Origin of the sequence: Pseudomonas rhizoryzae, from assembly GCF_005250615.1 — a bacterium.
In the GTDB taxonomy this organism is placed as follows: Bacteria; Pseudomonadota; Gammaproteobacteria; order Pseudomonadales; family Pseudomonadaceae; genus Chryseomonas; species Chryseomonas rhizoryzae.
The window spans coordinates 50,957-75,266 of record NZ_SULM01000013.1; the positions used below are offsets into that span (position 1 = coordinate 50,957).

Sequence of the window (24,310 nt, forward strand, 5' to 3'; positions counted from 1 at the left end):
GGCTGATCTATGCACTCGCCGCCTGCAGCGCGCCCCTCGCGAGGGCTGACGTGCTAGCCATCTCCAACGCCGCTCACCCCCTGACCAACGTTGCTAGCGCTCGCGTCGTCCTGCTGGACGCCCCTGAGCGCCTAGAGCAGCAGCTCTCCGAGGGCCTGCCTGCAGATCCGCGGCAGGCCGCAGCCATCATGCAGCAGCGGATGCGTTCAGCCTCTGCGCAGCAGCTGGGGCGCGACCTTGCCAAGGCGCACCAGGACGTTGCCGACGCCTGGAGCCTGGGCGTAGCCAAGCTGCCGGCCGTCGTGGTGGATCGCCAGTATGTGGTCTATGGCCAGCCCGACGTAGCAGCAGCCGTGGCCAGCGTCGAGCGATTCCGGAGCACTGGACGATGACGCCGCGCCTGCAGCGCCTCCGGCGCCTCGCACTGGCCTTTCCGCTCGCTACCAGCCTGCAGGCCACCGCAGCGGTCACCACCGCAACCATCGTGTCGTCCTCGCTCTCGCCCGAGTGCCTCGAATACAAGGTGGTTGGCATCTGCTACTGGCTGTTCTGCACCCCGTACGGCTGCAAGGTGAAGACCTCGGCCAAGGTACGGCACTTCGTGCCCGATGCAGTGGTGTCCAGCTACGCCAATACCGGCGAGAACCCGTGGGCGGAGATGGCCTCTTTCAGCCCTATCAGCAGTGTGGCCGCCGGCGGCAATGATCCGGGCGATAGCGCAACCCAGGCCAACACTACGATCAGCGCCCGCTTCAAGAACACCGATGTCATCGGTCACCCGGGCGGCTTCGCCTTCAGCCAGTTCGCCAGCGGATCCGGCTATACCTGCAAGGGCGCCGGTACCTCCTATATGCCCTACCTGCTGAGCAACTACGACTACCTAGCCTGGCGGTACGGCATCCCCGAGGCCGTTTATCCGGAGGCCCTCATCCCAGGCAAGCGCGAAGTAGGCGGCACCTTGTCCGGCGACCTGTGGGGCAACGTCTATCCGCGCAGCGGCTTCCTGCATCAACCCGACGACTACAAGGCCGCGGCGGTCATGGCCCAGCGCGCCGGCGACGTGGTCACGCGCTCTGGCCAGATCCACGTCTACCAGTCGCTGCTGGCCCAGCCCGAGGACGGTTACTGGCCTGCAGGCGAGCTGCTCGAGAGCGACGCCACCACCGGTAAGTGGCAGGAGCTCACGCCGACGCTGAGCCAGAGCTGCGCTGCCTTCCCCAACCCGGGTCCACACGTCCAGGACGCCGTCGGCGCCTACGCCTGGGCGCTATGGCGCCCCTACAGCTGCTGCAAGCGCGAAGGCCAGGTCTTCCTGGGCAGCACCGACTTTCAATGATCAGGGAGCCGTCGATCATGAGCACCACTCGCCTCACCCTGCTGGCCAGCACCTGCTTGGCCGGTCTTCTTCTCGGCAGCGCTGTCCAGGCGGCCGAGCCCTACCGTGTGCAGTCCCAGGGCAGCGTCATCGGTGACGACGTGCTCTACAGCATCGGCGGCGGCAATGCCGTGTCGATGGGCAGCGTTGGCAACATGGACAGTATCCAGATTGGCGGTGGCTGGAACACCAACCTGATCTGCGGAAACATGAGCCTCACCAACACCCTGCAGAACCAACTCAACGGCGCCACTCAGGGCTTCCAGACCATCATGAGCTCGGTGCTGCAGAACGCCACCGGCGCCGTTGCCTCGCTACCCGGCCTGATCCTGCAGCGCGCCAACCCGGGCCTGTACAACCTCATCACCAACGGCATTGGCCAGGCGCGCCTGGACTTCGATCGCTCGAAGGGCACCTGCCGCGCGATCGCCGACAAGATGCTCGATGTCGCCGGCGGCCAGGTCGGCTGGAACAAGCTTGCCGAGGGTGAGGCGATGAAGTCGGCCGCTGCCGGCACCACCGATGCGGTCGCCGCGATCAACCAGGTCGAGCAGAAGAGCGGAAATGAGGGCGTGACGTGGGTCGGCGGCAGCAAGGCTGGGGGCAGTGGCCAGCAGCCCATCAAGGTGGTCAGCGACGTCACCAAGGCCGGTTACAACCTGCTGAGCGGCCGCTCGCCTACCGCCACCGGCTCGATCCCGGCCAGTAGCTGCAATGGCGGCCTGGTCTGCAGCACCTGGTCATCGCCGCAGGAGGCCGCGACCTTCGCCACCCGGGTGCTGGGCGAGCAACAGCAGCAGACCTGCGACAATTGCCAGAAGACGGTGACCCAGGCCGGGGTCGGGCTCACCCCGCTGATTCAGGAAACCTACGACACGAAGCTCAAGGCGGTGAATGCGCTGATCGCCGGCACCCAGCCGATGACGGCTGAGAACCTGGCCGCTGCCGGCAGCAACTCCATCCCGATCACCCGCGGCATCATCGAATCGCTGCGTACCGAGCAAGACCAGGACGTACTGGCCAAGCGGCTGGTGTCCGAGGTCTCCTTGGCCGATGTCATCGAGAAGGCGCTGTCTCTGGTTCGTACCTTGGCCGCTGGCCGCCAGGAGCCGAACGTCGCTGCCAACCAGGTCGCCCAAACGCAGGTCGACCAGAACGCCGCCAACCTGCAGGCCGAGATCCAGAACCTCAAGACCGAGCTGGACATGCGCCGGGAGCTGGCCGGCAACTCGCCGACCACCATCCTGCAGCGTGCCTCGATCCGCAAGGACGCCTCCAAAGGCATCTTCCAGGGCGATCCGCTGCCGAACCGGCTGGATCGCACCGAGAATCCGGCCAAGAAGGGGGAATGACCATGACGACCTCTTCCTGGACCCAGCGCGTTCGGACCGGTCTCCAGATCGGCCGGCGCGGCCTCCGTCTGACCTGGTCACTGCTGTGGCCCTTCCTGGTCGCAGTTTGTCTCGCCCTAGGCTTTGTACTTGTGGCGGCTTGGGGCTTCGGCGATCTGCAGAGCTATCGGCAGTGGCAGGCCGATCATCACATTCACTTTTTGGCATGGCGGATCTGCCTATACGCCGGCCTGGTGATTTTCTGGTGGTCCTGCCGGAAGCGGCTCATCGCACAGACCAATGATCGCGGACGCCTCTATCGCTGCGAAGTGATGGCCGTATTGATCATCGGCCTCTTCGAATTGCGCAATGCCGGGATGCTGTAGGAGATCGCCATGCAGCTCTATACCAACGACTACCTTGAGTATTACCTGACCCTGGTGGGCTGGATCATCAACAGCGGTATCTGGGAGATGATCGGTGGGACCGGCCTATTCGCCGCGCCCTTTGCCGCGATCGTTATCCAGGAATGGCTACGGGCCCGCGGCGAGGGTCAGGACGAAGGAAACAAGGGAGTCCTCAGCTTGGCCAGGATCGAAAATCGGTTCTATACAGCCATCTTCGTCATCATGCTCGGGCTCATGCCATCCACAGCTGCAACCATCAGCTTCTCGACCATCCAGTACGACCAAACTCGCTCCAAGCAATGCCAGGTCGACGTGCCCAAGCCGGACGGAACGGGCTGGGCGACCTCCTTCAGCACCCTCAACGGCAAGAGCGCCCAGGTGCCGGTTTGGTGGATGGTGGTCCACGCCCTGTCGAAGGGCATGGCGGCCGGCGCTGTGGCCAGCATTCCCTGTGGTCAGGATCTGCAGCAGCTGCGCATGGAGGTCAATGCGGAGCGGATCGACAACCCCCTCCTCGCCCAGGAGGTCGCCGACTTTACCAATGACTGCTACGCCCGGGCTCGCGCCAAGCTGTTCATGACCCAGCCCACCCTGACCGACAAGCAGTACCTGGACGTCAGCTGGATCGGCTCGAAGTACTTCCTCAACACCAGCGGCTACTACAGCGATGGCAGCTCGGGCTTCCGCTCCCATACCCCGCGTACGGCATGGCCCTACGACGCTACCCGGGACGCGGGTCTGGCACAGACTACCGGCGGCGGTGGCTATCCCACCTGCACCCAGTGGTGGTCGGACGGCTCCAAGGGGCTCAGGGCACGACTGCTGGCACAGGTGGAGCCGGGCATCCTGACCAAGCTCGCCAAGTGGGCAAGCTTCATGTCTCAGGACGAGGTGAATGACTCCGTGATTCGGGACCTGGTGTCTCCGAAGAAGCAGACGCTGACACAGGGGCAGGTCTACGGGGACTACGGTGGCCAGATCGGCAGCTCGCTGTACAACGACGCCGCCAGGGTCACGGCTGGCCTGGGACAAGCAGTGGGCTCGCTCGCCTACTTCCCGGCCATGGACAGCGTCCGGCAGGCCGCGCCGATGGTGATGGCCTTCCTGAAGATGGCACTCATCATCTGCATCCCGATCGTGCTGGTACTGGGAACCTATGACCTCAAAGTGGCCATGACACTCACGTTTGCCCAGTTCGCACTGATCTTCGTGGACTTCTGGCTGCAACTGGCGAGGTGGGTAGACAGCACCATCATGGACGCGCTGTATGGCACCGGGATCTACAAGGTAAATAACACCGCACCGCACGCGAACTTCGACCCCATCATCGGCCTGAGCAACATGCAAGGAGACATGCTGCTGAACTATGTCATGGGAGCAATGTTTCTGATCCTGCCAGTATTTTGGATGACAGCTATGACTTGGGCTGGCTATCAGGTAGGAGGCCTAGCAAATGGCTTGAGTGTTGGAACACAAGATGCCAAGGCGGCGGGAAGAGGAGGTGCGGATGTGATGATGGGGCCGTTAAAAGCAGGCATTGACGCTAGCGGTAGCAAGAAAGGCTGAAGGTTATCAGGGCGTTGCGGTATTACCGTACGCCCTGTTTTCAGTCGTGCTGCTTCAATCCATTGGCATCGTAGTATCCAAAGCCTTGGAGACCGGTTTGATAACCTTCTTCAGTCTCAAACTGGCTACCAATAGCACTGCTTCCCGAACCCTCAAGAGAGACCTCCCCAGAAGTCGAGCGCGAGAGGTGATAGGCGATAGCCAACAAGCCAATGACTGGGACAACAACTCCTGCCGACCAAGCAAGTAAAACGACAACTGCAGCTACGCGAGCCAACCACATGAGCAGCCTGCAGAACGCTCTCGGAATCCCTATTTTGCCTAGAGCATTCCAGATTCGGGCTTCAATTCTCAACGCGACGGAAACGGCACAACCTAGGCCTTGGCCAAGCCGAGATGCGGTCGAAGGAGAATTAGTGCTCATTTGGATACCCAATAATTCATGAAAAGGGATGCCGTTATGACATCACTTATACGCCCCAGCTCACTAGCCTGCAACAGCTTTATCGTGCTAGGCCCTGCCGAGATTCGAGCAATCTGTCACATGGATCAAGGGGTTAGGAGCGGAAATGGGCTGGAGCAAAGGGGGGAATGGAAGGGAGCTTTAAGGGTAAAAGCCCTACCAGAAAGGGCTCCGCCGTTGGTGAAATGACCCCCAAATGTTGGACAGGGTTGGTTTCAAGCAACGAGCACTGGTCTGAACGGGAACTAGAGAGGTGGCCTCTGCGAGATCGCCTCACGCAAGGTATCAAACGATGCTTCGCTAGGACTCACCAACGCAAAGTTGTAGCCCTGTCCTGACCAATAGTCAGCCGTAACATCGCTTTCCCTACGAGATCCGTGGCCAACGTCGCGCTGGCTGTTGGGATGCCGCACATAGAAGATCACTTGGCGCCCTTTCGTATCCCGGTAGAGCACCATCGCGGCGGCGCCGGTGTCCGTGGCCATGAGACGACCACCCACTGGGATCAAGCCGAAGCGCTCCAGGTTAGGGAGGGCGGGCGCCTGCACAAATGTCCTTTCAAGCCAATGCTGAATCGCACCGTCCTGGCCGGTTACATCGACTGGCGGCCGCCCCTCGGCGCTCGCAAATAGTCGATAAGCCTCCACGGCATCCGCCATTGGAACGTGCGCCCGCCGCAGCATCGATTCCCGTGCCTGCCACCCTAAGCCGCTACCCAGGCCTAACGTCAGCACTAGCGAAGCGAGATAAGTCATACGTCTTTTACGTCTGGCGACTATCCGGTGTCGCACGACTGCTGGCATAAGGTGTGTCGGTAAAGGCTCAAGCACGGGAGAAAAAATCAGCCGTAGCCGACGATTCTGCTCGCGGATATCAGCTACCCGTGCGGCATCTTCCGGATGGGTTGCAAGATAGCGCATCACCTCCTCGTGCCGCAGCGCATCCAACTGATTGTCGGCATAAGCCATCAACTCTTCAGGAGTAGGAGGTCGATACATCATTTCAATACTCGCAAAGCGGCGGTAGCCAAAGGACTTTCGTGGATCTGTCTCAAGGCCGCGCGTGCCCGCGCCAAACGAGACATGACGGTTCCCAGTGGAATGCCAAGCGCCTGTGATACATCGCGATAGCTCATGCCTTCCACCGCGACCAACAGCAGCAGGGCACGCTGTTCGTCATTGAGTCTCTCAAGATTCGTCAACGCTTCTTGATCCAGATAGATCGTCTCAGCCGAAGGCTCAACCGGGACCTCTTGGAATCCCAGCCACTCCAACAGACGACCATAGCGGCGCTCACGACGTCGGCCATCAACGAATTGGCGGTACAGGATGGTGAACAGCCAGGCTCGCACATCACCGGCGGGACAGCGCGTGTTCCCATGCGTAAGCGCCCGTTCTAGACAACTCTGGACCAAGTCATCGGCGCTGGCTTCGTGACGAGTAAGCGATCTTGCGAAGCGACGCAGAGACGGTAGTAGCTGAGAAAGCATGGCGTCATCAAGCATGGACATTCCCCTGGTATCGCTGACAGACGCTTGAGCTGACCTTTTATTCCCCACAATTTTTATTTTTGTAGGTATGGAATAACCCAGACCGTACAAACGTCTGCATTGGAAACTCACCAGTCTGCTGGAGCGCCACGTGTTTTCAGTCAAACACCCGTTGTTGGCAGTCACCCTTCTGGTGCTCGTGCTTCCCATTGCCTGGGCCGAACCTGATAGCAGCGCCGCCACGGCGCAGGCCGACAACCGCCAGGCCATGGATCAGATGATGGCCGCGATGCACAAGCCCAGCAGTGGCAACGTAGACCGCGACTTTGTGACCCAGATGACGGCACATCACCAGGGTGCGATCGAAATGGCACGGATCCAATTGCGGTATGGCCATAACGAACGCCTACGCCGTCTGGCCCAAGAGATCATTGTCACCCAACAACAGGAAATCGCCGTCATGCAGCAGGCGCTTTCTGAATTGCCCGCCTCTCCAACTCGGTAATCCTCATGCCTCGATTGTCGCTCACCCCGCTCGCCGCTGTGTTGTTAGTAATCTCCTGCACCGCTTCAGCCGGTCAAGTTCCGCGTGCTGCTGCACAACCGGACATCACGATTAGTTCCCAAGACCGTGTGTATACGGCGGAGCAGTTCTCCAACACGGTATCGGTGATTGATCCCAGCACGGAAAAATTGCTCGGCGTCATCACCCTAGGCGACAGCCAACCCAAGAACTTGAGTCCTTTGTACAAGGGCGAGCTACTGGTGCATGGCTTGGGATTTTCGCCAGATGGGCGAACCTTGGCCGTCGTAGCGATAGGCTCGAACTCCGTGTCCTTCATCGACACCGCCAACAACCAGGTGAAGGGTAAAACCTATCTGGGTCGCGCGCCTCATGAAGCCTTTTTCACCCCTGACGGCAAAGAGCTCTGGGTCACGGTACGGGGCGAGGACTATATCGCCGTGATCGACCCGGTGACTTTCAAAGAGAAGACGCGAATTGGCGTACCGCCAGGCCCTGGCATGCAGATCTTCTCCCCTGATGGCCGCTATGGCTACGTCTGCTCCTCGTTCACTCCGGAAACCGTAGTGGTTTCGGTTGCCGAGCATCGAATTGTTGGCCGCGTCGCTCAGGCGAGTCCCTTCTGCCCCAACATCGCTGCGTCTGCAGATGGCCAACAGGTCTGGCTCACCCTAAAAGATGTCGGTAAGACCCAGGTGTTCGCAGCCAAACCGCCGTTCAGCTTGATTAAGACGCTTGATACTGGCGCGATCACTAATCACGTCAACTTGGTTCGCAATGCCCGCGGAAGCTTCGCCTATGTAACGGTAGGCGGAGAAAATCGAGTCAAGGTCTTCCGAACCGATGATTTCAGCCAAGTCGCCAGCATTCCTGTTGGCGCTTTGCCCCACGGTCTCTGGCCGTCAGGAGATGGCACGCGGTTGTACGTGGGACTAGAGAATGCTGACAGTGTGGCCGTCATCAATACGCTGACCAATAGCGTTGAAACCACTGTACCCGTGGGGCAGGCGCCCCAGGCTTTGGTCTACGTTCCCCGCGCCGCTACCCAGGGCGCTGGGCTGGCAAATCTTAAGCCGTTAGGGAGCGCCGCCAAGAGTATTCAGATCGCCCTGGCTCCGCCGGGTCAACACGAACGTCATACCACTCAGGTGACACTTTTCGACCAGGGCTTGACTCAGGTCCTGCAGGCCTCGGTTACGGGCCTGGTGGCCAAGCAGCCCTATGTACTAGCGTTGGCTCGTCATGCAGACGGTAGCGGCGCTCTTGAGTCTCTCGCCGCTTTTCAAACCAATCCCGCCGGCGCAGCTATCGTGAATGCGGTAGGACCGATACGCCAACTGGTTCAGCAATCCCAGGCGGATGAACAGCGCTACCTCGTCATCGCACCTGGTGCAGCCGATGCGCCAGGTGCTCCCGTGCAAGTGCAAGTGCTCCAATCGAAATACTAATAACCAATAACCATCGAGGTCCAGCATGCTCAGACAAGTGTTGATTGCCACTGCCATTTTCTCCATGACAGGGCTGGCCGTGGCGGCCACGCCCGCCAAGGTTGGCGACACCACCTTGGGTAAGGTGCTTGTGGATGAAAAGGGTATGACGCTTTACACCTTCACCAAGGACAGCGAGGGTAAGTCCGCCTGCAACGGCCCGTGCGCCAAGAACTGGCCGCCGCTGATGGCACCGGCAGGGGCCAAGAGCGGTGACGGCTATACCGTAGTACAGCGTGAGGATGGTAGCCAGCAATGGGCCTATAAGGGGCAGCCACTCTATACCTGGGTAAAGGACAGCAAGCCCGGTGAAACGACCGGTGAAGGTGTCAATCAAGTCTGGCACGTCGCGAAGCCTTGATCGTGGAGCAGTCCCTGCGGACAGCGGGGACTGCTTATCTATTTAGTAGATTACTTTTTATATCATATTCAATTTTTCAGATAATCGAGCCGGGCTAGACTGTTTGCATTCCTCAGCGGAGCTCACCTCATGACATTAAAGGATGCTATAGCCCTGCGCACCGGCGGCAAGCCGCTCAGCCAGCTCAAGCAGCCGCTCGAAGTCGTTCGCCAGTTCACCCCCAACTGGTTTGCGGCAACGATGGGCACCGGTATTTTGGCAATCGCCTTAGCGAGTTTTCCCGCGTCGGTACCCGGCTTGCGTCTGATCGCCGAAGGACTGTGGCTGTTCAACATCTTGCTTTTCGTTCTATTCAGCGGCTTGTATGCCGCTCGCTGGATCTTGTTCTACAACGAAGCCAAGCAAATTTTTGCCCACTCCACCGTATCGATGTTCTTCGGCACCATTCCGATGGGGTTGGCAACAATCATCAACGGGATGCTGATCTTTGGGCTGCCACGATGGGGTGAGGTGGCTGTCACGATTGCCACCGGACTTTGGTGGGTCGATGCGGCCATGGCACTGGTTTGCGGAGTAGCGATTCCGTACCTGATGTTTACTCGTCAGCAGCACAGCATCGATCAAATGACGGCGGTATGGTTGCTACCTGTGGTAGCCGCCGAAGTGGCCGCTGCCAGTGGCGGGCTGTTGGCACCGCACCTAGCCGATGGCGGGCACCAATTCACCGTGCTGGTGACCAGCTATGTGCTTTGGGCCTATTCGGTACCTGTCGCCCTAAGTGTCCTCGTGATCCTGCTATTGCGGATGGCACTGCACAAGCTGCCTCACGAGAACATGGCTGCATCGAGCTGGTTATCGCTTGGCCCCATTGGTACAGGTGCGTTGGGTCTGCTCGTGATGGGCAGCGACGCGCCGGTCATCTTCGCTGCTCACGGTATGGCCGGAATTGGCGCCGTCGCGCAGGGGCTAGGCGTAATTGGCGGGATCCTACTATGGGGACTCGGCTTGTGGTGGATGAGCCTTGCCATACTGATCACGCTGAAGTACGCGCGCCACGGCATCCCTTTCAACCTGGGATGGTGGGGTTTTACTTTTCCACTGGGCGTCTATGCCGTCACGACGCTACGTTTGGGAAGCACGCTTGGGTCAGGTTTCCTTACCGTCTTCGGTGCCTTTTTGGTCGTCGCCTTGACTGCTCTGTGGGCGGTGGTCGCGGGACGCACCCTAGCCGGTGCCTACCGCGGGACGCTGTTCGTCTCGCCTTGCATTGCTCATCTGCAACCACGCAAATGAGGTCGATTAGGTGGCGCCTCGCTGAGCAACGCTACCAAGCTAGGACCATCAGCCCACTCTCTACGACGAGTGAGCTGATGAGTCCGCAAATGGGGCTCAGTGAAAGCCATCCCTTGATGCCGTTGGTTACCGCGGCCGCCTTAACCGATTCAAAGGTGCGTCAGCTCAGGACGAGGATGACTCTGTCTCTTGGGAAGGGCGGTGGCGTCCTACCGTGCCAATCTCGGCAGGCGTCTTGATGTAGAACAGTGCCAAGTCTTCCGATTCGAGGCGTTGAAACAGCATGTCGTGTTGAATTTGAGTCAGCGCCATCGTTACCTGGATGGGCTGATCGGCAAGCTCAAAAAAATGAGCGGAGTGGCGTTTTCCATCTTGGCCAAAGCCTTCAGCCGCCACTGACAACGTTGCGCCACTTAGGTGAAGCTCTTTAGCAAGATCCAGAAGCCAATCTCCAATCTGCTGATGTTCATGGCGACGATTTTGTTCGGTATAGAACGTAACGAGATAGTCGTTCATGCTATTGCCTTTAGCGTGGGTGCAGCAGGTTGATGGTCAAGATACCCAGGGCTGTCATGCACAGGGACCCCACGACATGAACGCTGATTGCAGTCAGCGCCATGAGCAGCCTTCCTTGCTGGATTAGCATCAGTGTCTCAGCAGAAAACGTCGAGAAGGTGGTTAAGCCGCCGCAAAATCCGGTGATCAGAAACAGCCGCCATTCAGGCGCAATCCCGGGCCAAGCAGCGAAGATGGCTACGGCCATTCCGATGATGTAGCCACCTACAAGATTCGCAACGACCGTCCCAGGCGGGAGCGACGGGAACCAGGCATTTAGCTTCAAGCCCAGTATCCAACGGAGCCAGGCACCCAAGGTCGCACCGAGTGCGATGGCTATGAGCGGCTTCAGCATGGAACGTCTCCCAAGGGGAATGGAAGACTAGGGGCCGGGGAGGGATATGGTCGGTGCATAGCGCTGTCCTCGAAAAAGACAGGGCGCACCTACGCACCCTGCCAAGGGGTTACGTAGGCATCATCAGCACGAGGCGGTTTGAGGAGGAATGCCATCTCCTTAGCGGATCATAGCAGCGCAGCAGATGACTTTGAAGATGGCTCGTTCTTGAAGCCGACATGCCTGCCACTGCTTATTGAGACCCGGAGCATGCCTGCACTCCTCAAACGCCGAGGGTCTAGAAACCGATCGACTCTGCGGTAGCTATGAGGCAAACGTCCTATTCGTCACAGGTATTCACAGCTTTCGCTATTGCCAGACGATATTCAGCTGGACTGCGCCCACCCAGTGCCAATTTGATTCGCTCCTTATTGTAGTAGTCGATATAGGCCCGAATTGCTACTGCCAGCTCCTCTACGCTTGAGAACCTGTTGCAGTGGAAAAGCTCAGATTTTAGTACTGCAAAAAAGCTTTCCATTGCCGCATTGTCGAGGCAATTGGCTCGCCTTGACATACTCTGAGTCAGTCCATGCTGACGGATCAGCTGTTGGTAGGCAGGGTATTGATAGTGCCAGCCTTGATCGGAATGGATGAGCGGTTTCTCATGAGGCCGAAGGGTCTTCAATCCGTCTTTCAACATACGTAAGACCATCTCGAACGATGGGCGCTCACTTATCTCGAAAGCCACAATTTCCTTATTGAAGAGGTCAAGAATCGGTGACAGGTATAGCCGGTTTTGATTGACACGAAACTCCGTTATGTCAGTCGCCCACCGCTGATTGGGCTGCGGTGCGGTAAAGCGGCGTTCCAGCAGGTTAGGCGCCACGCAGGACTCCGGCCCTGTGAATGGACGATAGCGACGGCGTCGCAGCGTGCACTTTAACGACATTTCGCCCATCAGCCGCTGTACTGCCTTGTGATTGATCTGCTGCCCCTGATTGCGTAGCGCCTGCGTGATGCGGCGATAGCCATAGCGACCCCGATGATGCGCGAACATCGTCCGGATGCTCTCTTTGCGGGCACCTTGTTTGTCTGGTTGGCGAGTGACCTTGAGGTGGTAGTAGAAGCTGCTTCGAGGAAGACATGCTCCCTGAAGAAGCGCATCAAGTGGATATCGTGACCGCAACTCCTGCACGATAAGTGCTTTCTGCTGATTGTCCAGGTCACTGTCCTTGAGACCCAAGCTCATGGCTTTGCGCAGAAAGGCGTTTTTGACCTGCAGATAGGCAACCTGCTTTTCCAGCTCTCGGACTGGGTTTGCGATGTGGGGCTTGAAAGCGGATGGATCTGGAACGGGAAGAAGGGGCAAGGAGTCACCTCTGCGTTTGCTGGCCAACCCCTCGATACCATACCTCTGCCACGCATCGACCCAGCGCTGCATTTGGGAGCGATTGAGACTAAATCGCTCACTAGCCCGTCGGATTGATAGGCCTTCGACGATCTGTCGCACCACCTCGATCTTGAAATCGATGCTGTGATAACGATAACGCTTTTGTAGAGCCGCTTTTCCGTGATTGGCATAGGCGCCAATCCATCCTTTTACCTGCACCACGCTGACGTCATGCACCCTAGCGAGGTGGCCGTAGCTGCAATCGCCCTTTTGGTACTGAGCGACGATCTTCAATTTGAACGCTAGAGAGTACTTGGGCATGGTACGCCTTCAAGGCAGCGTCCAACTTTCGGGGGTCATTTCATGGCTGCGAGAAGCAAAGGGTCCCCAGGCTCCCGGCCATAGTAGCCATCCGCCGCCCCAACCTCCTGAGTAGTGATAGCGGTTTACCATTGTCCGGCCGACCTCGCTGATCGACAACGCAGGCCCAAGAACCACCAAGGCCATGCCATGTTCGATCTCATTTTCAGGAAGAAAGCCCCACCACCCCCTCCTCCGGGCTCAGGCAAACAGGGTTTCACGCAGCCGTCCCTAGGTAGGGATCTCCTGGCACTCCCCCGCCGGCAGAAACTCATCGAGAACATCTGGCAGCGGACTTCGCTGTCGCGCGAGCAATTCGCCTCGCTCTACCGCGTCCCCCTCGAACGCTACGCCGACCTGGTCCAGCAGCTACCAGCTTCGGAAAACCACCACCATGCTTATCCCGGGGGCCTGCTCGACCACGGGCTGGAGATCGTCGCCTACGCACTGAAGATCCGGCAGAACTACCTCCTCCCCATCGGCGCACCGCCTGAGTCACAAGCAGCCCAGGCAGAAGCGTGGTCAGCAGCGGTAGCCTACGGCGCCCTCCTCCACGATTTGGGCAAGATCGCCGTCGACATCGAGGTCGTTCTCGAAGACGGCAAGCCATGGCACCCCTGGCATGGTCGCATTCAGAAGCCCTACCGCTTCAGGTACGTCAAAGGTCGCGACTACCAGCTTCATGGCGCTGCTTCAGCACTCGTCTATTTCCAGGTGCTGCCGCCCGACGTGCTGGACTGGCTCAGTGGCTACCGCGAGCTATGGTCATCGCTGATCTTCGTCTTGGCCGGGCAATACCAGCATGCCAGCGTACTGGGCGAGATGATCGTCCAGGCCGACCAGGCAAGTGTTGCCCAAGAGCTTGGCGCCAACCCGCAACGTGCGATGGAAGCACCCAAGAACACGATCCAGCGTCAACTGGCTGATGGGCTACGTACCCTGGTCATCGAGAAATTCAAGCTGAACCAACCAGATGGGCCGTCGGACGGGTGGCTGACCCAAGATGCGCTATGGCTCGTGAGCAAGCCTGCCTCAGACCAGCTGCGAGCACTGATGCTCTCCCAGGGTGTGGAGGGCATTCCCACCTCGAATGCACCGTTCTTCAACCTGATCCAGGATCAGGCCATCATCCAGGTCAACGCTCAGGACAAGGCTATCTGGAAAGCCACGATCGATACCGGTCACGGATGGAAGAACACCTTTACCCTTCTCAAGGTCTCGCCTGCGCTGGTCTGGCCGGATCCTGCAGATCGACCAGCCCCTTTTTCAGGAATTTTCACGCTCGAGCAGACCGAGGACGGACCGCCAGGAATAACGCACCCTGGCACAACGAGCGATATCACTTTGCCATCAAATCCGATATCACAAGATGTGACTAATGTCACATCTTCACAAGCGATGGCCTATTCCGAAACACTGCCGCAGCCCGCATTCCAGACCGGTTTGGACCCCATGGAAGACATACTCGCACTGGCAGACGAACTATTCGCTGCAACACCTCAGGCCCCAGCAGTTTCAGTCCATGAAGCGCCAGGTCTCCAAGACGTGGAAAACCTTCCCGAACACGTTATCGCTGCCACAACCAATTCAAGAGCTGAATCGATCACTACAGCCGACTTAGGCCAGGCATTCATAGCCTGGAGCCGCCAGGGCGTGCTTTCACACAAGCTATTGATCAACGATGCCAAAGCGATGATCCACACGGTAGATGGCACCGCGTTCCTGGTTAGCCCAGGCCTGTTCAAGCGATACGCCCAAGAGCATCCCCACTTAGAAATCGACGCCAAGGCCAGACAGCTAGATCCCTGGCAACTGGTGCAACGTGCTTTCGAAAAGCTGAAGCAGCACAGAAAGACTGCAGACAACCTCAACATCTGGACGTGCGAAGTCGTGGGCCCCCGCAAGACAAAGAGCCTCAAGGGCTATCTGCTAGAGAATCCAACACTAATTTTCAATCAACCGCCTTTTGACAATTGCAGTTTGCGCTTGCAGGAAACGGGGACGGTCGAAAAGTGAATATCCTCGAAATCGCCAGCGAGTACAACGAGACTCACGATCTAAGGCCTGCTACTAGAACCATTTACTTGGCTGCCGCAAGAGCACTAGGGCGAAGATTTGGTGAAGATTTCGCACTGGAAAAACTCCATAACCGAGACGTCCTAATTTGGAGAAAGGAAATTCTTGATTCCGGCTTAGCAAAGCGCAGCTGGAATACATACGCGAGTCATCTTAAAACGCTTTTCCAGTATGCGATCAAGCATGATTTACTGAGCATGCGGCAAAATCCATTTACTGAAACTTCCGTGGTTCCGCCTAGGAAACGCAAGAAGACTGTGCCGCACGAGGCTATCACCCAAGGCCGATCGCAGCTGCTTAGACTCCAGGAAAGTGAGAGAGTCTCTGGAAAACGCAGCAGTATTACGCCTGCCTGGTTCTGGCTATCAGTCTTCGAGACGTTCCATTACACAGGAATTCGTCTTAACTCACTGCTAATGATGCAGCGAAAGGACGTATGCCTGAAACGGAAGACCATCTACATAAGAAGTGAAAGTGACAAGACACACAAAGAATTCGTTTTACCTATTCCTGGCCCGCTCTATGAGCATCTTGATAGGCTAACGGCTTGGGCGGATTCTTTGCATTTCAATGACACAGACCAATTATTCAACGTCAACAGATTTTCGCAACATTACAAACGCGACACTATGGATATAAACCAAATTGAGTCAATGTATAAAAAACTGACTACCCTCGTGGGAACGCGCATGACGCCACACCGTTTCAGGCACACCTTGGCGACGGACTTGATGCGGCAAGCGGACCGAAACATCCATGTGGCCAAAGCCCTGCTTAATCACTCCAGCATTGTCACAACGATGGAGTACATCGAGACCGATCCACACCAGATGCGCAATGTCCTGGAAGACCGTGCCGCCAAGATGCCAAAGAGTTTGCTCGCACGCGTCGATACCAGCGCTCGACTGCCTCAGGAGCGTTTACAGAAGCACCTGAATCAACCGATGGCAGTGCCCGCCCTGCAGTCAGCAAATGCTGCTGGATCTTTTTCTCAAGAGGCATTCGATCAGCTGGCTGAATGGATCAGCAACGGAGCCCTACCCTTCGCATCAGCCAGACGCGGATAGCTCATCAGCGCTGAAGTTTTATAGATAGGTGCTGAGACCAGGCGCGCCTGAGGCTCCTGGTCATCGCATGTGCAGTTTGACATCATCGAGACGCAGGGCTAGATTCCGCTCCAGACGGCTGCTTGTCTTAGCTGCGAGAAACGAAAAAACCCTCCTTGCGGAGGGCTCCTGGTGAAGATGGTGGGTCGTGTGGGATTCGAACCTACGACCAATTGGTTAAAAGCCAACTGCTCTACCACTGAGCTAACGACCCGTTAGTGCGCGCCATTCTAGCGATTTTCTCAGGAGAATCAACACCCTAGATAAAAAAATTACTGGTAGCGGGTAGGGTCGGAGATTCCGGCCGCCTTGAAGCCTTCGGCGCGCAGGCGGCAGCTGTCACAACGACCGCAGGCTTCCCCTTCAGCGTTGGCCTGGTAGCAGGAGACAGTCAGGCCGTAGTCGACACCCAGCTGCGTACCGGTCTCGACGATCTGGGCCTTGGACATGAACTGCAGCGGCGCCTCGATCTTGAAGGCGTCCCCTTCCACTCCAGCCTTGGTGGCCAGGTTCGCCAGGCGCTCGAAGGCTTCGACGAATTCCGGCCGGCAATCTGGATAGCCAGAATAGTCCACTGCGTTCACACCGATGAACAGATGACGGGCACCCAAGACCTCGGCCCAGCCCAGGGCGAGGGACAGGAATACGGTATTGCGTGCCGGCACGTAGGTGACCGGGATGCCCTCGCCCGGCGTTTCCGGCACGGCGATGTCCAGATCGGTGAGCGCAGAGCCACCGATGCCGTTGAGATCGAGGCCTATGACCTTGTGTTCGATTACCCCGAGTTGGCGGGCCACTCGCACGGCGGCTTGCAACTCGGCTCTATGGCGCTGGCCATAATCGAAGCTCATGGTGTAGCAGGCGAAGCCTTGGGCCTTGGCCATGGCGACGACCGTGGCGGAATCGAGGCCGCCGGAGAGAAGGATGACCGCTTTAGGCTGACTCATGCTCAATGTCCCGGCTCGTCGTTCCACAGAATCTTGTGTAGTTGCAACTGGAAGCGTACCGGCAGATTGTCTGCCACGATCCATTCGGCGAGTTCTCGCGGCACGACCTGACCATGGCTGGGCGAAAACAGCACCTCGCCGGCACGTTGCTCCAGGCGGTACTCGATTAGTTTGGAAACCGCCCAGTCGTAATCCTCACGCGAGCAGATGACGAATTTGACCTGATCGTTGGGCGTTAGGTACGCCATGTTGGCGTACAGGTTGCGCCCCATCTCCCCCGACCCAGGGGTCTTGAGGTCGACCACCTTGCTGACACGCGCGTCGACACCGCTGACGTCAAGGGCACCGCTGGTTTCCAGGGAAACCTCGTAGCCAGCGTCGCAAAGTTTTTCGAGCAGCGAGAGACAGTTGGGCTGTGCCAGCGGCTCACCCCCGGTCACGCAGATATGGCGCGGACGATAGCTGGCGACCTGCTCCAGGATGGCATCGAGGTGATGGATCTCGCCACCGGTGAAGGCATAGGCCGTGTCGCAATACTGGCAGCGTAAGGGGCAGCCGGTCAGACGAACGAAAACGGTAGGGAGACCGGCAGTGCGAGCTTCACCCTGCAGCGAATAGAAGATTTCGGTAAGGCGTAAGGTATCTTTTTGCATAGAAGCCACGGGCGTGACGGCTAAACAGGCCATCCGCCTCCGTTGCGGTAGATGAAAGAAAAAAGCCTGCGCTAGGGCAGGCTTTTCAGATCCCGCTGCGCCAGCTGCGCAGCGGATGTACCGGGATACTGGCTGATGACCTGCTGGTACATAGCCTTCGCCCTATCGGTACGGCCAAGCTTCTGCTCGACCCCAGCCAATTTATACAACGAATCCGGCACCTTGTTGCTGGTGGGATACGCCTGGCTGACACGGGCGAAGGCTTGACCTGCGGACTGCAGATCGCCCTTGGCCAAATTCACTTCACCCAACCAATATTGAGCATTGCCCGCATACTGGCTGTTGGGATACTTGCGCAGGAAGGCGTTGAACGCCTGGCTGGCCTTGTCGAAGTCCTTGGACTTGATCAGGTCGAAGGCAGCTTCGTAATAGAGCTTTTCCTTGGCCGGATCAGCAGGCTCGCTACCGGCGGCCGGAGCATTGGCAGCAGCGGGAGGCGTCGGCGTACTGTTGGCGGCGATAGCGCCACCCTGGGCCTGAGAGGCACCGGCGGCGGCTCCGGCACCTGCGTTGGCAGGAGCGGAAGAAAGCTGGGAAATGCGACCGTCCAGATCCTGGTAACGATCCAATCCTTCCTGCTTGAGCTGGCGGATTTCGTTTTCCTGAACCTCGAGCTGGCCACGCAGGCGAGAGATATCGTCCTGCATCTGTTGCAACTGACTGAACAGTTGACCCATGCCGGAAACGGGAGCCCCGTTTCCGGCACCGGCCGCGCCTGCGCCGCCATAGCCTTGCCCAGCGGACTGGGCAGCACCATAGCTACTATCCTGTACGGGAACCTGAGCCCCGGCGACAACCGGTACACCGAGGGTCAGGGCGATCAAGAACTGCAAGCGCTTGGACATCTTTTATTACTTCACCAGCACGACGCGACGGTTCTGGGCCCAGCAGGATTCATCATGCTGTACGCAGACCGGGTTGGTCTTGCCGTAGGAAACGACTTCCAGCTGAGCCGGGGAGACGCCCTGCAGCACCAGGTAACGCTGAACGGCCTGAGCACGACGCTCACCCAGAGCCATGTTGTACTCGGCAGTGCCGCGCTCGTCGGTGTAGCCGTTCAGGACAACGCGCTGGCCGCTGGCCTTCAGGTCCTTGGCATGGACGTCGAGGGCGCGCATGGCGTCCGGACGCAGATCGGAGCTGTCGAAAGCGAAGTAGAAGGTGTTGACGTTACGCAGGGCAGCTTCGTCGCCCATGCTGCCGTCGACGGCACCGGCGTTAGCGCCGTAACCAGCGTTCGGGTCAACGGCACCGGCGCCAGCGCCAGCACCTTCGCCAGAGGCGTCGCCGCCCTTGGAGGAACAGCCCACGGCAACGGCCATGGCCAGAGCCAGCGCGGCAAACTTGCCGAATTTCAGCATTTCCATCATGTAACTCCTAAAAGAACCGCAATTTGGTGTTTCTAAGGACTTTTCTAATTAGCCGTCAGTTCAGGTAAGAGGACCACGAAGGTTCACTTGCATCACCTTGGGCGGTAGGGATGGTGATCCGAACGCGGCCGTTGATGGAGACAAGCATGAGGACACCTCGGTCCTGCTGGCGGGTGGCGTAGATTATCATGGTGCCATTGGGCGCAATAGTGGGCGAGTCATTGAGCGTGCCGTTGGACAGTACTCGCACGGAACCGCGCTGCAGATCCTGGGCACCAATCTGGAAGTTGGTGAAGCCTTCCTGCCGATGGACCATAACCAGGGTTTTCTCGTCGGCCGACAGTTTCGGGTTGGCGTTGTAGTTGCCCACGAAGGTCACCCGCTCCGCGCCGCCACCATTGACGTTCATCTTGTAGATCTGCGGCTTGCCGGAACGGTCGGAGGTGAAGTAGATGGACTGTCCATCCTTGCCCCAGAACGGCTCGGTGTCGATGGCGGAATCGTTGGTGATGCGACGCAGCGCGCGGCTACCCAGGTCCATGACATAGATCTCCGGGTTACCGTCCTTGGACAGCACCAGGGCCAGGCGGTTGCCGTCCGGCGAGAAGGCCGGCGCCCCGTTGAGGCCTTCGAAATTGGTCAGCTGTTCGCGACGACCGGTATCGATGTATTGCAGGAAGATACGCGGACGCTTTTGCTCGAAGGACACGTAGGCGATGCGCTTGCCGTCCGGCGAGAAGCGCGGCGACAGGATCGGCTCGCGGGACTGCAGCAGGGTCACGGCACGAGCGCCGTCATAGTCGGCCCGTTGCAGGGTGTAGCGGGTGTTATTGGGGCCGAAACGCTCGGTGGTCACATAGAGGATGCGCGTGGAGAAAGCGCCCTTCACACCGGTCAGCTTTTCATAGGCCTGATCGGAGATGAAGTGGGCCATGTCGCGCAACTGATCGGTGCTGCCGCCGACATTGCCGGTCATGACCTGCTGCTCGGTGGCAACGTTGAACAGGGCGTATTGAGCCTGCAGCTTGCCGCCGTTCGGGACGATGTTGCCGACCAGTACATAACTGGCGCCCAGGGCTTTCCAGTCACGGAAGATGACTTCGCTGGCCTGGGTCGGCTGGCTCAGCATGTTCTGCCGCGGAATGGGTGCGAACACCCCGGAGTTGCGCAGGTCATCGCCAACGATGCTGGCAATGTCGTCCGGCAGGGGCTGACCACCCTGCCACCCGAACGGCACGACGGCGATCGGTATGGCACGATCGCTACCGCTGGAGATCACCAGCGGATCGGCCGCCTGGGCGGAGCCCACCACCAGGACGAGGCCCAGCAGGATGTAACGGATCAGGGTGTTCACAGACTCAGGTCCTCCGGTTTGAAGATCATGCGACGCTGACGATACAGCTGGTCGAAGGTTTTGCGATCCAGCTGCTGCAGCTCACGGATACGACCGACGTTACGCACGGCCGACACCGCTGAATTATCGAATTCCTTGTTGCCACTGGAGCGGGTCACCGTAGCGCTGGTGATGGTGCCATCCGGCAGCATGTTGATCTGCACCTCGACACTCATCCCGTTGCGTGCCGATTGCGGACGGGTCCACTGCTCGCTGACCAGACGCACGATCAGGTCATCGAAGCTGGATGCCACCTCGTCACCCTGCTCATCGGCCAAGGCCTGCTGCCGCTGGGTGTCTTCAGACAACAGCTCGGCCAGGGCCTGCGCCTTCTTGTCTTCCGCTGCCTTGCGTGCAGCTGCCTGGGCAGCCTTCTTCTTGGCTTCGTCAGCCGCTTTCTTCTTCGCCGCTTCCGCAGCCGCTTCTTTCTTGGCGGCCTCGGCAGCAGCCTTTTGTTTGGCTTCTTCCGCGGCCTTCTGCTTGGCAGCTTCTGCCGCTTTCGCCTTGGCCGCTTCATCGGCCGCCTTCTGCTTGGCGGCTTCGTCGGCTTTCTTCTTGGCGATGTCCGCCTGCTTCTTCTGCTCGGCGGCCTGCTTGGCTTCCGCCGCCGCCTTGGCAGACTCGGCCTGCTTCTCGGCTTCGGCCTTGGCTTCAGCGGCTTTGGCCGCCGCTTCGGCTTGCTGCGCCTTTCGAGCGTCGTCGGCTTTCTTTTGTTCCGCGGCCTCTTGCTGGGCTTCCTTCTGTTGCTGAGCCGCCTTGGCCGCCGCCGCTTCACGCTGGGCTTCCTGTTGCTGGCGACGTTGCTCCAACTGCTCCTGCTCGTACTGCTTGGCCGCTGTCTTCTTTGCTTCCCCGGCCAGCTTCTGCTCGGTCTGGACCTGAGCCGAGCTCTTGGATTTGAGTTGCACCAGGGTTGCCTGGACGATCGGGCGGGACTCGGGTAACTCAGGGGCAAAGGCGAAGCTGACGAACAGCAGGCCGAAGATCAGCACATGCAGGGCAACCGCCCAGATGACCGGCCAGAAATAACTTTCAGACGACGAACGCTCGCGGTGTCGCATCAAGGCGCCTCGGTAATCAACCCGACGTTGGGCACGCCGGCCTGCTGCAAGGCACCCATGGCGCCGGCGACGACCCCATAGTTGGCGGCCTTGTCACCACGGATGAATACCTGGGTGTCCGGACGCTGACGCATGATGGCACCGACTTGCTGACTCAGTTGTGACAGGGATACCGCAGTCGCGGACTTGGCCTTCTGATCCGTATCCACCTCGGAACCGACGTTCCAGTAGTAGGTACCGTCGGCCTTCACCGACACGGTAAGGATCTGCTTGTTGTTGTCCTGCGGCAGGGCCTGGCTGTCGACCTTGGGTAGGTCGACCTTCACGCCCTGGTTGAGCATGGGCGCCGTCACCATGAAGATGACCAGGAGCACCAACATCACGTCGATGTAGGGCACCACGTTCATTTCGGCGACGGGTTTGCGTTTCTGGCGGCGAGGGACCATGGGATACCTCTTTATTCGTCGCTGGTGTGGACTTTGCGGTGCAGGATGGCCTGGAATTCGTCCGCAAAGGTGTAGTAGCGGTTGATCAGCAGTTCCGAGCGGGCGGCAAAGCGGTTATAGGCCACGACCGCGGGAATGGCGGCGAACAGACCGATGGCGGTGGCGATCAGGGCTTCGGCGATGCCGGGGGCCACGGTGGCCAGGGTCGCCTGCTGCGCGGTGGACAGGCCACGGAAGGAGTTCATGATGCCCCAGACGGTACCGAACAGACCCACGTAGGGGCTGGTGGAACCGACGGTGGCCAGGAACGGCAGGGCTTGTTCGAGCTTCTCTTCCTCACGGGAGATGGCCACGCGCATGGCCCGGGCGACGCCTTCCATGACGGCATCCGGATCGACACCGGGCTGCTGGCGCAGGCGGGAAAACTCCTTGAAGCCGGCCCGGAAGATCTGCTCGACACCGGAATCCGGATCGGGGTTGCTACCGGCCTGGCGATAGAGCTTGGACAGATCGATACCCGACCAGAATTTCTCTTCGAAGGCGTCCAGCGCACGCTTGGCAGCGCGCATGGCGTTGCCGCGCTGGATGATCATGATCCAGGACGTGACGGAGGCAGCGACCAGTATGAGCATCACCAATTGCACCACCAGACTGGCGTTGGCGATGAGGCTCCACATGGACGAATGGTCGACGTTGGGTTGCACGCTTAATCTCCTGATTGAATTGACGCCGGATTTCCGGCAAGAACCGTTCGCATGGCTTCGGGCATGGCCCTGGGCCTGAAGCTGTCGGCACGCACGCAGGCGACCGTCACCCACCCTTCGCAGAGCAGGACATCATCCTTTGCGCGCCTGACCTCCTGGTAAAATCTGAGGCTGGCGCGCTTCGCTTCGACCACCTCGGCACCGATCAACAGCTCGTCATCCAGGCGCGCGGGCGCATGGTAGCGCGCTTCGCTGCTGTGGACGACGAAGAGTAGATTGTCCCGGGCGAGTTCGGACTGGGCATAGCCCAGCGCGCGCAGTCGCTCGGTACGGGCGCGTTCCATGAACTTGAGGTAGTTGACGTAGTAGACGATGCCGCCGGCATCGGTATCTTCGTAATAGACACGACACCTGAGGACGGGCGGCGACGGGCTCCGCGATTGCGCGTGCATACTCTAGAACCTAGCCTCGCCGTTGCCAATCAGAAATGTTCGCAACTGCATTTAGTTACCATTGACCTCGAACAGATCGGGCGTACCGCCCTGCGCCAGGCGAGTGGGCAGGTTGAGACCGAAGTGCAGATAGGCGTGCCGGGTCACCACCCGTCCGCGCGGCGTGCGCATGATATAGCCTTGCTGGATCAGATAGGGTTCCAGCACGTCTTCGATGGTGTGACGCTCTTCGCTGATGGCGGCGGCGAGACTGTCCACGCCGACCGGGCCGCCGTCGAACTTGTCGATCATGGTCAGCAGCAGGCGACGATCCTGGTGGTCGAAGCCCTGGGCATCGACGTCCAGCAGATCGAGGGCGCGGCTGGCGATGTCGTGACTGATGTGGCCCTGCCCACGGACTTCGGCGAAGTCCCGCACCCGGCGCAACAGGCGGTTGGCGATGCGCGGCGTACCCCGCGCCCGACGGGCGATTTCCAGGGCGCCTTCGGCTTCGATGGCCAGCCCCAGGATGCCGGCGGAACGGGTCACGATGGTGGCGAGGTCCGCGGTACCGTAGAACTCCAGGCGCTGGACGATCCCGAAGCGGTCACGCAGCGGATTGGTCAGCATGCCGGCCCGGGTGGTGGCCCCGACCAGGGTGAAGGGCGGCAGGTCGAGCTTGATGGAGCGCGCGGCCGGGCCTTCGCCGATCATGATGTCGAGTTGGTAGTCCTCCATCGCCGGATAGAGCACCTCTTCGACGATGGGCGAGAGCCGATGGATCTCGTCGATGAACAGCACATCGCCCGCTTCCAGGTTGGTCAGCAGCGCGGCGAGATCGCCCGGCCGTTCCAGCACGGGGCCGGAGGTGCTCTTCAGGGAAACCCCCATTTCCTGGGCGATGATGTTGGCCAGGGTGGTCTTGCCCAGACCGGGCGGGCCGAAGATCAGGGTATGGTCAAGGGCCTCGCCCCTGCCCTTGGCGGCCTGGATGAACAGCCCCATCTGGTCGCGCACCACCGGCTGGCCGATGTAGTCCGCCAGGCGCACCGGGCGGATGGCGCGGTCCTGGAATTCCTCGCGGTCGCGGCCACCGGCCGAGATGAGACGATCGGTTTCTATCATGGGG

The 24,310-nt window shown here is 59.3% G+C and carries 27 protein-coding genes, 1 tRNA gene and 1 riboswitch; of the genes, 11 read left to right on the forward strand and 17 right to left on the reverse strand.

Going from position 1 to position 24,310, the window contains the following annotated elements:
* Positions 1–50 precede the first annotated feature (50 nt).
* Genes FAZ11_RS20190 through FAZ11_RS20210 form a run of 5 tightly spaced genes read left to right on the forward strand, consistent with a single transcriptional unit; the run spans position 51 to position 4,679 of the window.
* The gene (locus tag FAZ11_RS20190; protein WP_235389864.1) at positions 51–392 is read left to right on the forward strand and encodes a TIGR03757 family integrating conjugative element protein; all 342 of its coding nucleotides are present in this window, start codon (positions 51–53) and stop codon (positions 390–392) included.
* Positions 389–1,336, forward strand: coding sequence for a TIGR03756 family integrating conjugative element protein (locus tag FAZ11_RS20195; protein WP_058783928.1), 948 nt, complete (start codon positions 389–391; stop codon positions 1,334–1,336). Before FAZ11_RS20190 ends, FAZ11_RS20195 begins: the two co-directional genes overlap by 4 nt.
* Before the next feature lie 17 nt (positions 1,337–1,353).
* Positions 1,354–2,727: an integrating conjugative element protein gene (locus FAZ11_RS20200; RefSeq protein ID WP_137279512.1), complete on the forward strand. Its 1,374-nt coding sequence runs from the start codon at positions 1,354–1,356 to the stop codon at positions 2,725–2,727.
* On the forward strand, positions 2,724–3,092 hold the full coding sequence (locus FAZ11_RS20205; protein ID WP_058783927.1) for a hypothetical protein: 369 nt from the start codon (positions 2,724–2,726) through the stop codon (positions 3,090–3,092). The genes FAZ11_RS20200 and FAZ11_RS20205 overlap by 4 nt, the downstream gene beginning before the upstream one ends.
* A gap of 9 nt (positions 3,093–3,101) precedes the next feature.
* On the forward strand, positions 3,102–4,679 hold the full coding sequence (locus FAZ11_RS20210) for a conjugal transfer protein TraG N-terminal domain-containing protein (RefSeq protein ID WP_058783926.1): 1,578 nt from the start codon (positions 3,102–3,104) through the stop codon (positions 4,677–4,679).
* 40 nt (positions 4,680–4,719) lie between these two features.
* On the opposite strand, the gene FAZ11_RS25625 is transcribed toward FAZ11_RS20210, so the two are convergent.
* The 3 genes from FAZ11_RS25625 to FAZ11_RS20225 all read right to left on the reverse strand — a co-directional run bounded on the left by FAZ11_RS25625 (position 4,720) and on the right by FAZ11_RS20225 (position 6,652).
* A complete protein-coding gene (locus FAZ11_RS25625) occupies positions 4,720–5,103 on the reverse strand; it encodes a DUF3742 family protein (RefSeq protein ID WP_081320988.1) in 384 nt (127 codons plus the stop codon).
* A gap of 284 nt (positions 5,104–5,387) precedes the next feature.
* Positions 5,388–6,110 (reverse strand): anti-sigma factor family protein, encoded by a 723-nt coding sequence (locus tag FAZ11_RS20220; RefSeq protein ID WP_108576350.1) that lies wholly within the window; start codon positions 6,108–6,110, stop codon positions 5,388–5,390.
* Positions 6,111–6,139: 29 nt separating this feature from the next.
* Positions 6,140–6,652 (reverse strand): RNA polymerase sigma factor, encoded by a 513-nt coding sequence (locus FAZ11_RS20225; RefSeq protein WP_027597937.1) that lies wholly within the window; start codon positions 6,650–6,652, stop codon positions 6,140–6,142.
* 130 nt (positions 6,653–6,782) lie between these two features.
* Here FAZ11_RS20225 and FAZ11_RS20230 point away from each other — a divergent pair, with 130 nt between their 5' ends.
* From FAZ11_RS20230 to FAZ11_RS20245, 4 genes are all read left to right on the forward strand, one after another.
* Positions 6,783–7,136: a DUF305 domain-containing protein gene (locus FAZ11_RS20230; RefSeq protein WP_051398701.1), complete on the forward strand. Its 354-nt coding sequence runs from the start codon at positions 6,783–6,785 to the stop codon at positions 7,134–7,136.
* A 5-nt stretch (positions 7,137–7,141) separates the two neighbouring features.
* Entirely contained in the window at positions 7,142–8,602 is a 1,461-nt protein-coding gene (locus tag FAZ11_RS20235; RefSeq protein WP_037007585.1) for a YncE family protein, read from the forward strand.
* A gap of 25 nt (positions 8,603–8,627) precedes the next feature.
* On the forward strand, positions 8,628–9,002 hold the full coding sequence (locus tag FAZ11_RS20240; RefSeq protein WP_027597935.1) for a COG4315 family predicted lipoprotein: 375 nt from the start codon (positions 8,628–8,630) through the stop codon (positions 9,000–9,002).
* Positions 9,003–9,131: 129 nt separating this feature from the next.
* Positions 9,132–10,295 (forward strand): TDT family transporter, encoded by a 1,164-nt coding sequence (locus tag FAZ11_RS20245; RefSeq protein ID WP_027597934.1) that lies wholly within the window; start codon positions 9,132–9,134, stop codon positions 10,293–10,295.
* Positions 10,296–10,460: 165 nt separating this feature from the next.
* On the opposite strand, the gene FAZ11_RS20250 is transcribed toward FAZ11_RS20245, so the two are convergent.
* The 3 genes from FAZ11_RS20250 to FAZ11_RS20260 all read right to left on the reverse strand — a co-directional run bounded on the left by FAZ11_RS20250 (position 10,461) and on the right by FAZ11_RS20260 (position 12,895).
* Entirely contained in the window at positions 10,461–10,811 is a 351-nt protein-coding gene (locus FAZ11_RS20250) for a DUF190 domain-containing protein (protein ID WP_027597933.1), read from the reverse strand.
* 10 nt (positions 10,812–10,821) lie between these two features.
* Positions 10,822–11,205 carry a fluoride efflux transporter CrcB gene (crcB, locus tag FAZ11_RS20255; protein ID WP_027597932.1) on the reverse strand — a complete coding sequence of 128 codons (384 nt, stop codon included), beginning with the start codon at positions 11,203–11,205 and terminating at the stop codon, positions 10,822–10,824.
* Between the two features lie 107 nt (positions 11,206–11,312).
* Positions 11,313–11,373: riboswitch (Fluoride riboswitch) on the reverse strand.
* Positions 11,374–11,524: 151 nt separating this feature from the next.
* Entirely contained in the window at positions 11,525–12,895 is a 1,371-nt protein-coding gene (locus tag FAZ11_RS20260; RefSeq protein ID WP_081049679.1) for an IS3 family transposase, read from the reverse strand.
* 189 nt (positions 12,896–13,084) lie between these two features.
* Between FAZ11_RS20260 and mobH the strand changes: the two genes are divergently transcribed.
* Positions 13,085–14,950, forward strand: coding sequence for a MobH family relaxase (mobH, locus tag FAZ11_RS20265; RefSeq protein ID WP_058783924.1), 1,866 nt, complete (start codon positions 13,085–13,087; stop codon positions 14,948–14,950).
* The gene (locus FAZ11_RS20270) at positions 14,947–16,077 is read left to right on the forward strand and encodes a site-specific integrase (protein ID WP_158295284.1); all 1,131 of its coding nucleotides are present in this window, start codon (positions 14,947–14,949) and stop codon (positions 16,075–16,077) included. Before mobH ends, FAZ11_RS20270 begins: the two co-directional genes overlap by 4 nt.
* Before the next feature lie 178 nt (positions 16,078–16,255).
* Here the strand turns inward: FAZ11_RS20270 and FAZ11_RS20275 are convergent.
* The 11 genes from FAZ11_RS20275 to ruvB form a co-directional block, all read right to left on the reverse strand.
* Positions 16,256–16,330 (reverse strand) — tRNA-Lys (locus tag FAZ11_RS20275).
* 58 nt (positions 16,331–16,388) lie between these two features.
* The gene (queC, locus tag FAZ11_RS20280; RefSeq protein ID WP_058773046.1) at positions 16,389–17,063 is read right to left on the reverse strand and encodes a 7-cyano-7-deazaguanine synthase QueC; all 675 of its coding nucleotides are present in this window, start codon (positions 17,061–17,063) and stop codon (positions 16,389–16,391) included.
* 2 nt (positions 17,064–17,065) lie between these two features.
* The gene (queE, locus tag FAZ11_RS20285) at positions 17,066–17,716 is read right to left on the reverse strand and encodes a 7-carboxy-7-deazaguanine synthase QueE (protein WP_099049412.1); all 651 of its coding nucleotides are present in this window, start codon (positions 17,714–17,716) and stop codon (positions 17,066–17,068) included.
* 71 nt (positions 17,717–17,787) lie between these two features.
* Entirely contained in the window at positions 17,788–18,621 is an 834-nt protein-coding gene (gene ybgF / locus FAZ11_RS20290) for a tol-pal system protein YbgF (RefSeq protein WP_058761235.1), read from the reverse strand.
* Between the two features lie 6 nt (positions 18,622–18,627).
* Positions 18,628–19,143 carry a peptidoglycan-associated lipoprotein Pal gene (gene pal / locus FAZ11_RS20295; protein WP_058761236.1) on the reverse strand — a complete coding sequence of 172 codons (516 nt, stop codon included), beginning with the start codon at positions 19,141–19,143 and terminating at the stop codon, positions 18,628–18,630.
* A gap of 58 nt (positions 19,144–19,201) precedes the next feature.
* Positions 19,202–20,500: a Tol-Pal system beta propeller repeat protein TolB gene (gene tolB / locus FAZ11_RS20300; protein WP_058773045.1), complete on the reverse strand. Its 1,299-nt coding sequence runs from the start codon at positions 20,498–20,500 to the stop codon at positions 19,202–19,204.
* Positions 20,497–21,600 carry a cell envelope integrity protein TolA gene (tolA, locus tag FAZ11_RS20305; protein ID WP_058761238.1) on the reverse strand — a complete coding sequence of 368 codons (1,104 nt, stop codon included), beginning with the start codon at positions 21,598–21,600 and terminating at the stop codon, positions 20,497–20,499. Before tolA ends, tolB begins: the two co-directional genes overlap by 4 nt.
* Positions 21,600–22,046 (reverse strand): protein TolR, encoded by a 447-nt coding sequence (gene tolR / locus FAZ11_RS20310; protein ID WP_058761239.1) that lies wholly within the window; start codon positions 22,044–22,046, stop codon positions 21,600–21,602. Before tolR ends, tolA begins: the two co-directional genes overlap by 1 nt.
* An 11-nt stretch (positions 22,047–22,057) precedes the next feature.
* Positions 22,058–22,750: a protein TolQ gene (gene tolQ / locus FAZ11_RS20315; RefSeq protein WP_058761240.1), complete on the reverse strand. Its 693-nt coding sequence runs from the start codon at positions 22,748–22,750 to the stop codon at positions 22,058–22,060.
* Positions 22,751–22,752: 2 nt separating this feature from the next.
* Positions 22,753–23,202: a tol-pal system-associated acyl-CoA thioesterase gene (gene ybgC, locus FAZ11_RS20320; RefSeq protein ID WP_058773044.1), complete on the reverse strand. Its 450-nt coding sequence runs from the start codon at positions 23,200–23,202 to the stop codon at positions 22,753–22,755.
* A gap of 51 nt (positions 23,203–23,253) precedes the next feature.
* The gene (gene ruvB / locus FAZ11_RS20325; protein WP_058761242.1) at positions 23,254–24,306 is read right to left on the reverse strand and encodes a Holliday junction branch migration DNA helicase RuvB; all 1,053 of its coding nucleotides are present in this window, start codon (positions 24,304–24,306) and stop codon (positions 23,254–23,256) included.
* Between the last annotated feature and the right edge of the window lie 4 nt (positions 24,307–24,310).

What these genes read in the sequence shown, in the direction of transcription:
- FAZ11_RS20205 (WP_058783927.1), top strand. Translation starts at nt 2,724, where the DNA reads ATGACCATGACGACCTCTTCCTGGACCCAGCGCGTTCGGACCGGTCTC.
- ruvB (WP_058761242.1), bottom strand. Translation starts at nt 24,306, where the DNA reads ATGATAGAAACCGATCGTCTCATCTCGGCCGGTGGCCGCGACCGCGAG.
- crcB (WP_027597932.1), bottom strand. Translation starts at nt 11,205, where the DNA reads ATGCTGAAGCCGCTCATAGCCATCGCACTCGGTGCGACCTTGGGTGCC.
- pal (WP_058761236.1), bottom strand. Translation starts at nt 19,143, where the DNA reads ATGGAAATGCTGAAATTCGGCAAGTTTGCCGCGCTGGCTCTGGCCATG.
- queC (WP_058773046.1), bottom strand. Translation starts at nt 17,063, where the DNA reads ATGAGTCAGCCTAAAGCGGTCATCCTTCTCTCCGGCGGCCTCGATTCC.
- FAZ11_RS20210 (WP_058783926.1), top strand. Translation starts at nt 3,102, where the DNA reads ATGCAGCTCTATACCAACGACTACCTTGAGTATTACCTGACCCTGGTG.
- FAZ11_RS20245 (WP_027597934.1), top strand. Translation starts at nt 9,132, where the DNA reads ATGACATTAAAGGATGCTATAGCCCTGCGCACCGGCGGCAAGCCGCTC.
- FAZ11_RS25625 (WP_081320988.1), bottom strand. Translation starts at nt 5,103, where the DNA reads ATGAGCACTAATTCTCCTTCGACCGCATCTCGGCTTGGCCAAGGCCTA.
- FAZ11_RS20195 (WP_058783928.1), top strand. Translation starts at nt 389, where the DNA reads ATGACGCCGCGCCTGCAGCGCCTCCGGCGCCTCGCACTGGCCTTTCCG.
- tolA (WP_058761238.1), bottom strand. Translation starts at nt 21,600, where the DNA reads ATGCGACACCGCGAGCGTTCGTCGTCTGAAAGTTATTTCTGGCCGGTC.
- ybgF (WP_058761235.1), bottom strand. Translation starts at nt 18,621, where the DNA reads ATGTCCAAGCGCTTGCAGTTCTTGATCGCCCTGACCCTCGGTGTACCG.
- ybgC (WP_058773044.1), bottom strand. Translation starts at nt 23,202, where the DNA reads ATGCACGCGCAATCGCGGAGCCCGTCGCCGCCCGTCCTCAGGTGTCGT.
- FAZ11_RS20260 (WP_081049679.1), bottom strand. Translation starts at nt 12,895, where the DNA reads ATGCCCAAGTACTCTCTAGCGTTCAAATTGAAGATCGTCGCTCAGTAC.
- FAZ11_RS20250 (WP_027597933.1), bottom strand. Translation starts at nt 10,811, where the DNA reads ATGAACGACTATCTCGTTACGTTCTATACCGAACAAAATCGTCGCCAT.
- FAZ11_RS20225 (WP_027597937.1), bottom strand. Translation starts at nt 6,652, where the DNA reads ATGTCCATGCTTGATGACGCCATGCTTTCTCAGCTACTACCGTCTCTG.
- FAZ11_RS20240 (WP_027597935.1), top strand. Translation starts at nt 8,628, where the DNA reads ATGCTCAGACAAGTGTTGATTGCCACTGCCATTTTCTCCATGACAGGG.
- mobH (WP_058783924.1), top strand. Translation starts at nt 13,085, where the DNA reads ATGTTCGATCTCATTTTCAGGAAGAAAGCCCCACCACCCCCTCCTCCG.
- FAZ11_RS20235 (WP_037007585.1), top strand. Translation starts at nt 7,142, where the DNA reads ATGCCTCGATTGTCGCTCACCCCGCTCGCCGCTGTGTTGTTAGTAATC.
- tolR (WP_058761239.1), bottom strand. Translation starts at nt 22,046, where the DNA reads ATGGTCCCTCGCCGCCAGAAACGCAAACCCGTCGCCGAAATGAACGTG.
- FAZ11_RS20220 (WP_108576350.1), bottom strand. Translation starts at nt 6,110, where the DNA reads ATGGCTTATGCCGACAATCAGTTGGATGCGCTGCGGCACGAGGAGGTG.
- queE (WP_099049412.1), bottom strand. Translation starts at nt 17,716, where the DNA reads ATGCAAAAAGATACCTTACGCCTTACCGAAATCTTCTATTCGCTGCAG.
- FAZ11_RS20200 (WP_137279512.1), top strand. Translation starts at nt 1,354, where the DNA reads ATGAGCACCACTCGCCTCACCCTGCTGGCCAGCACCTGCTTGGCCGGT.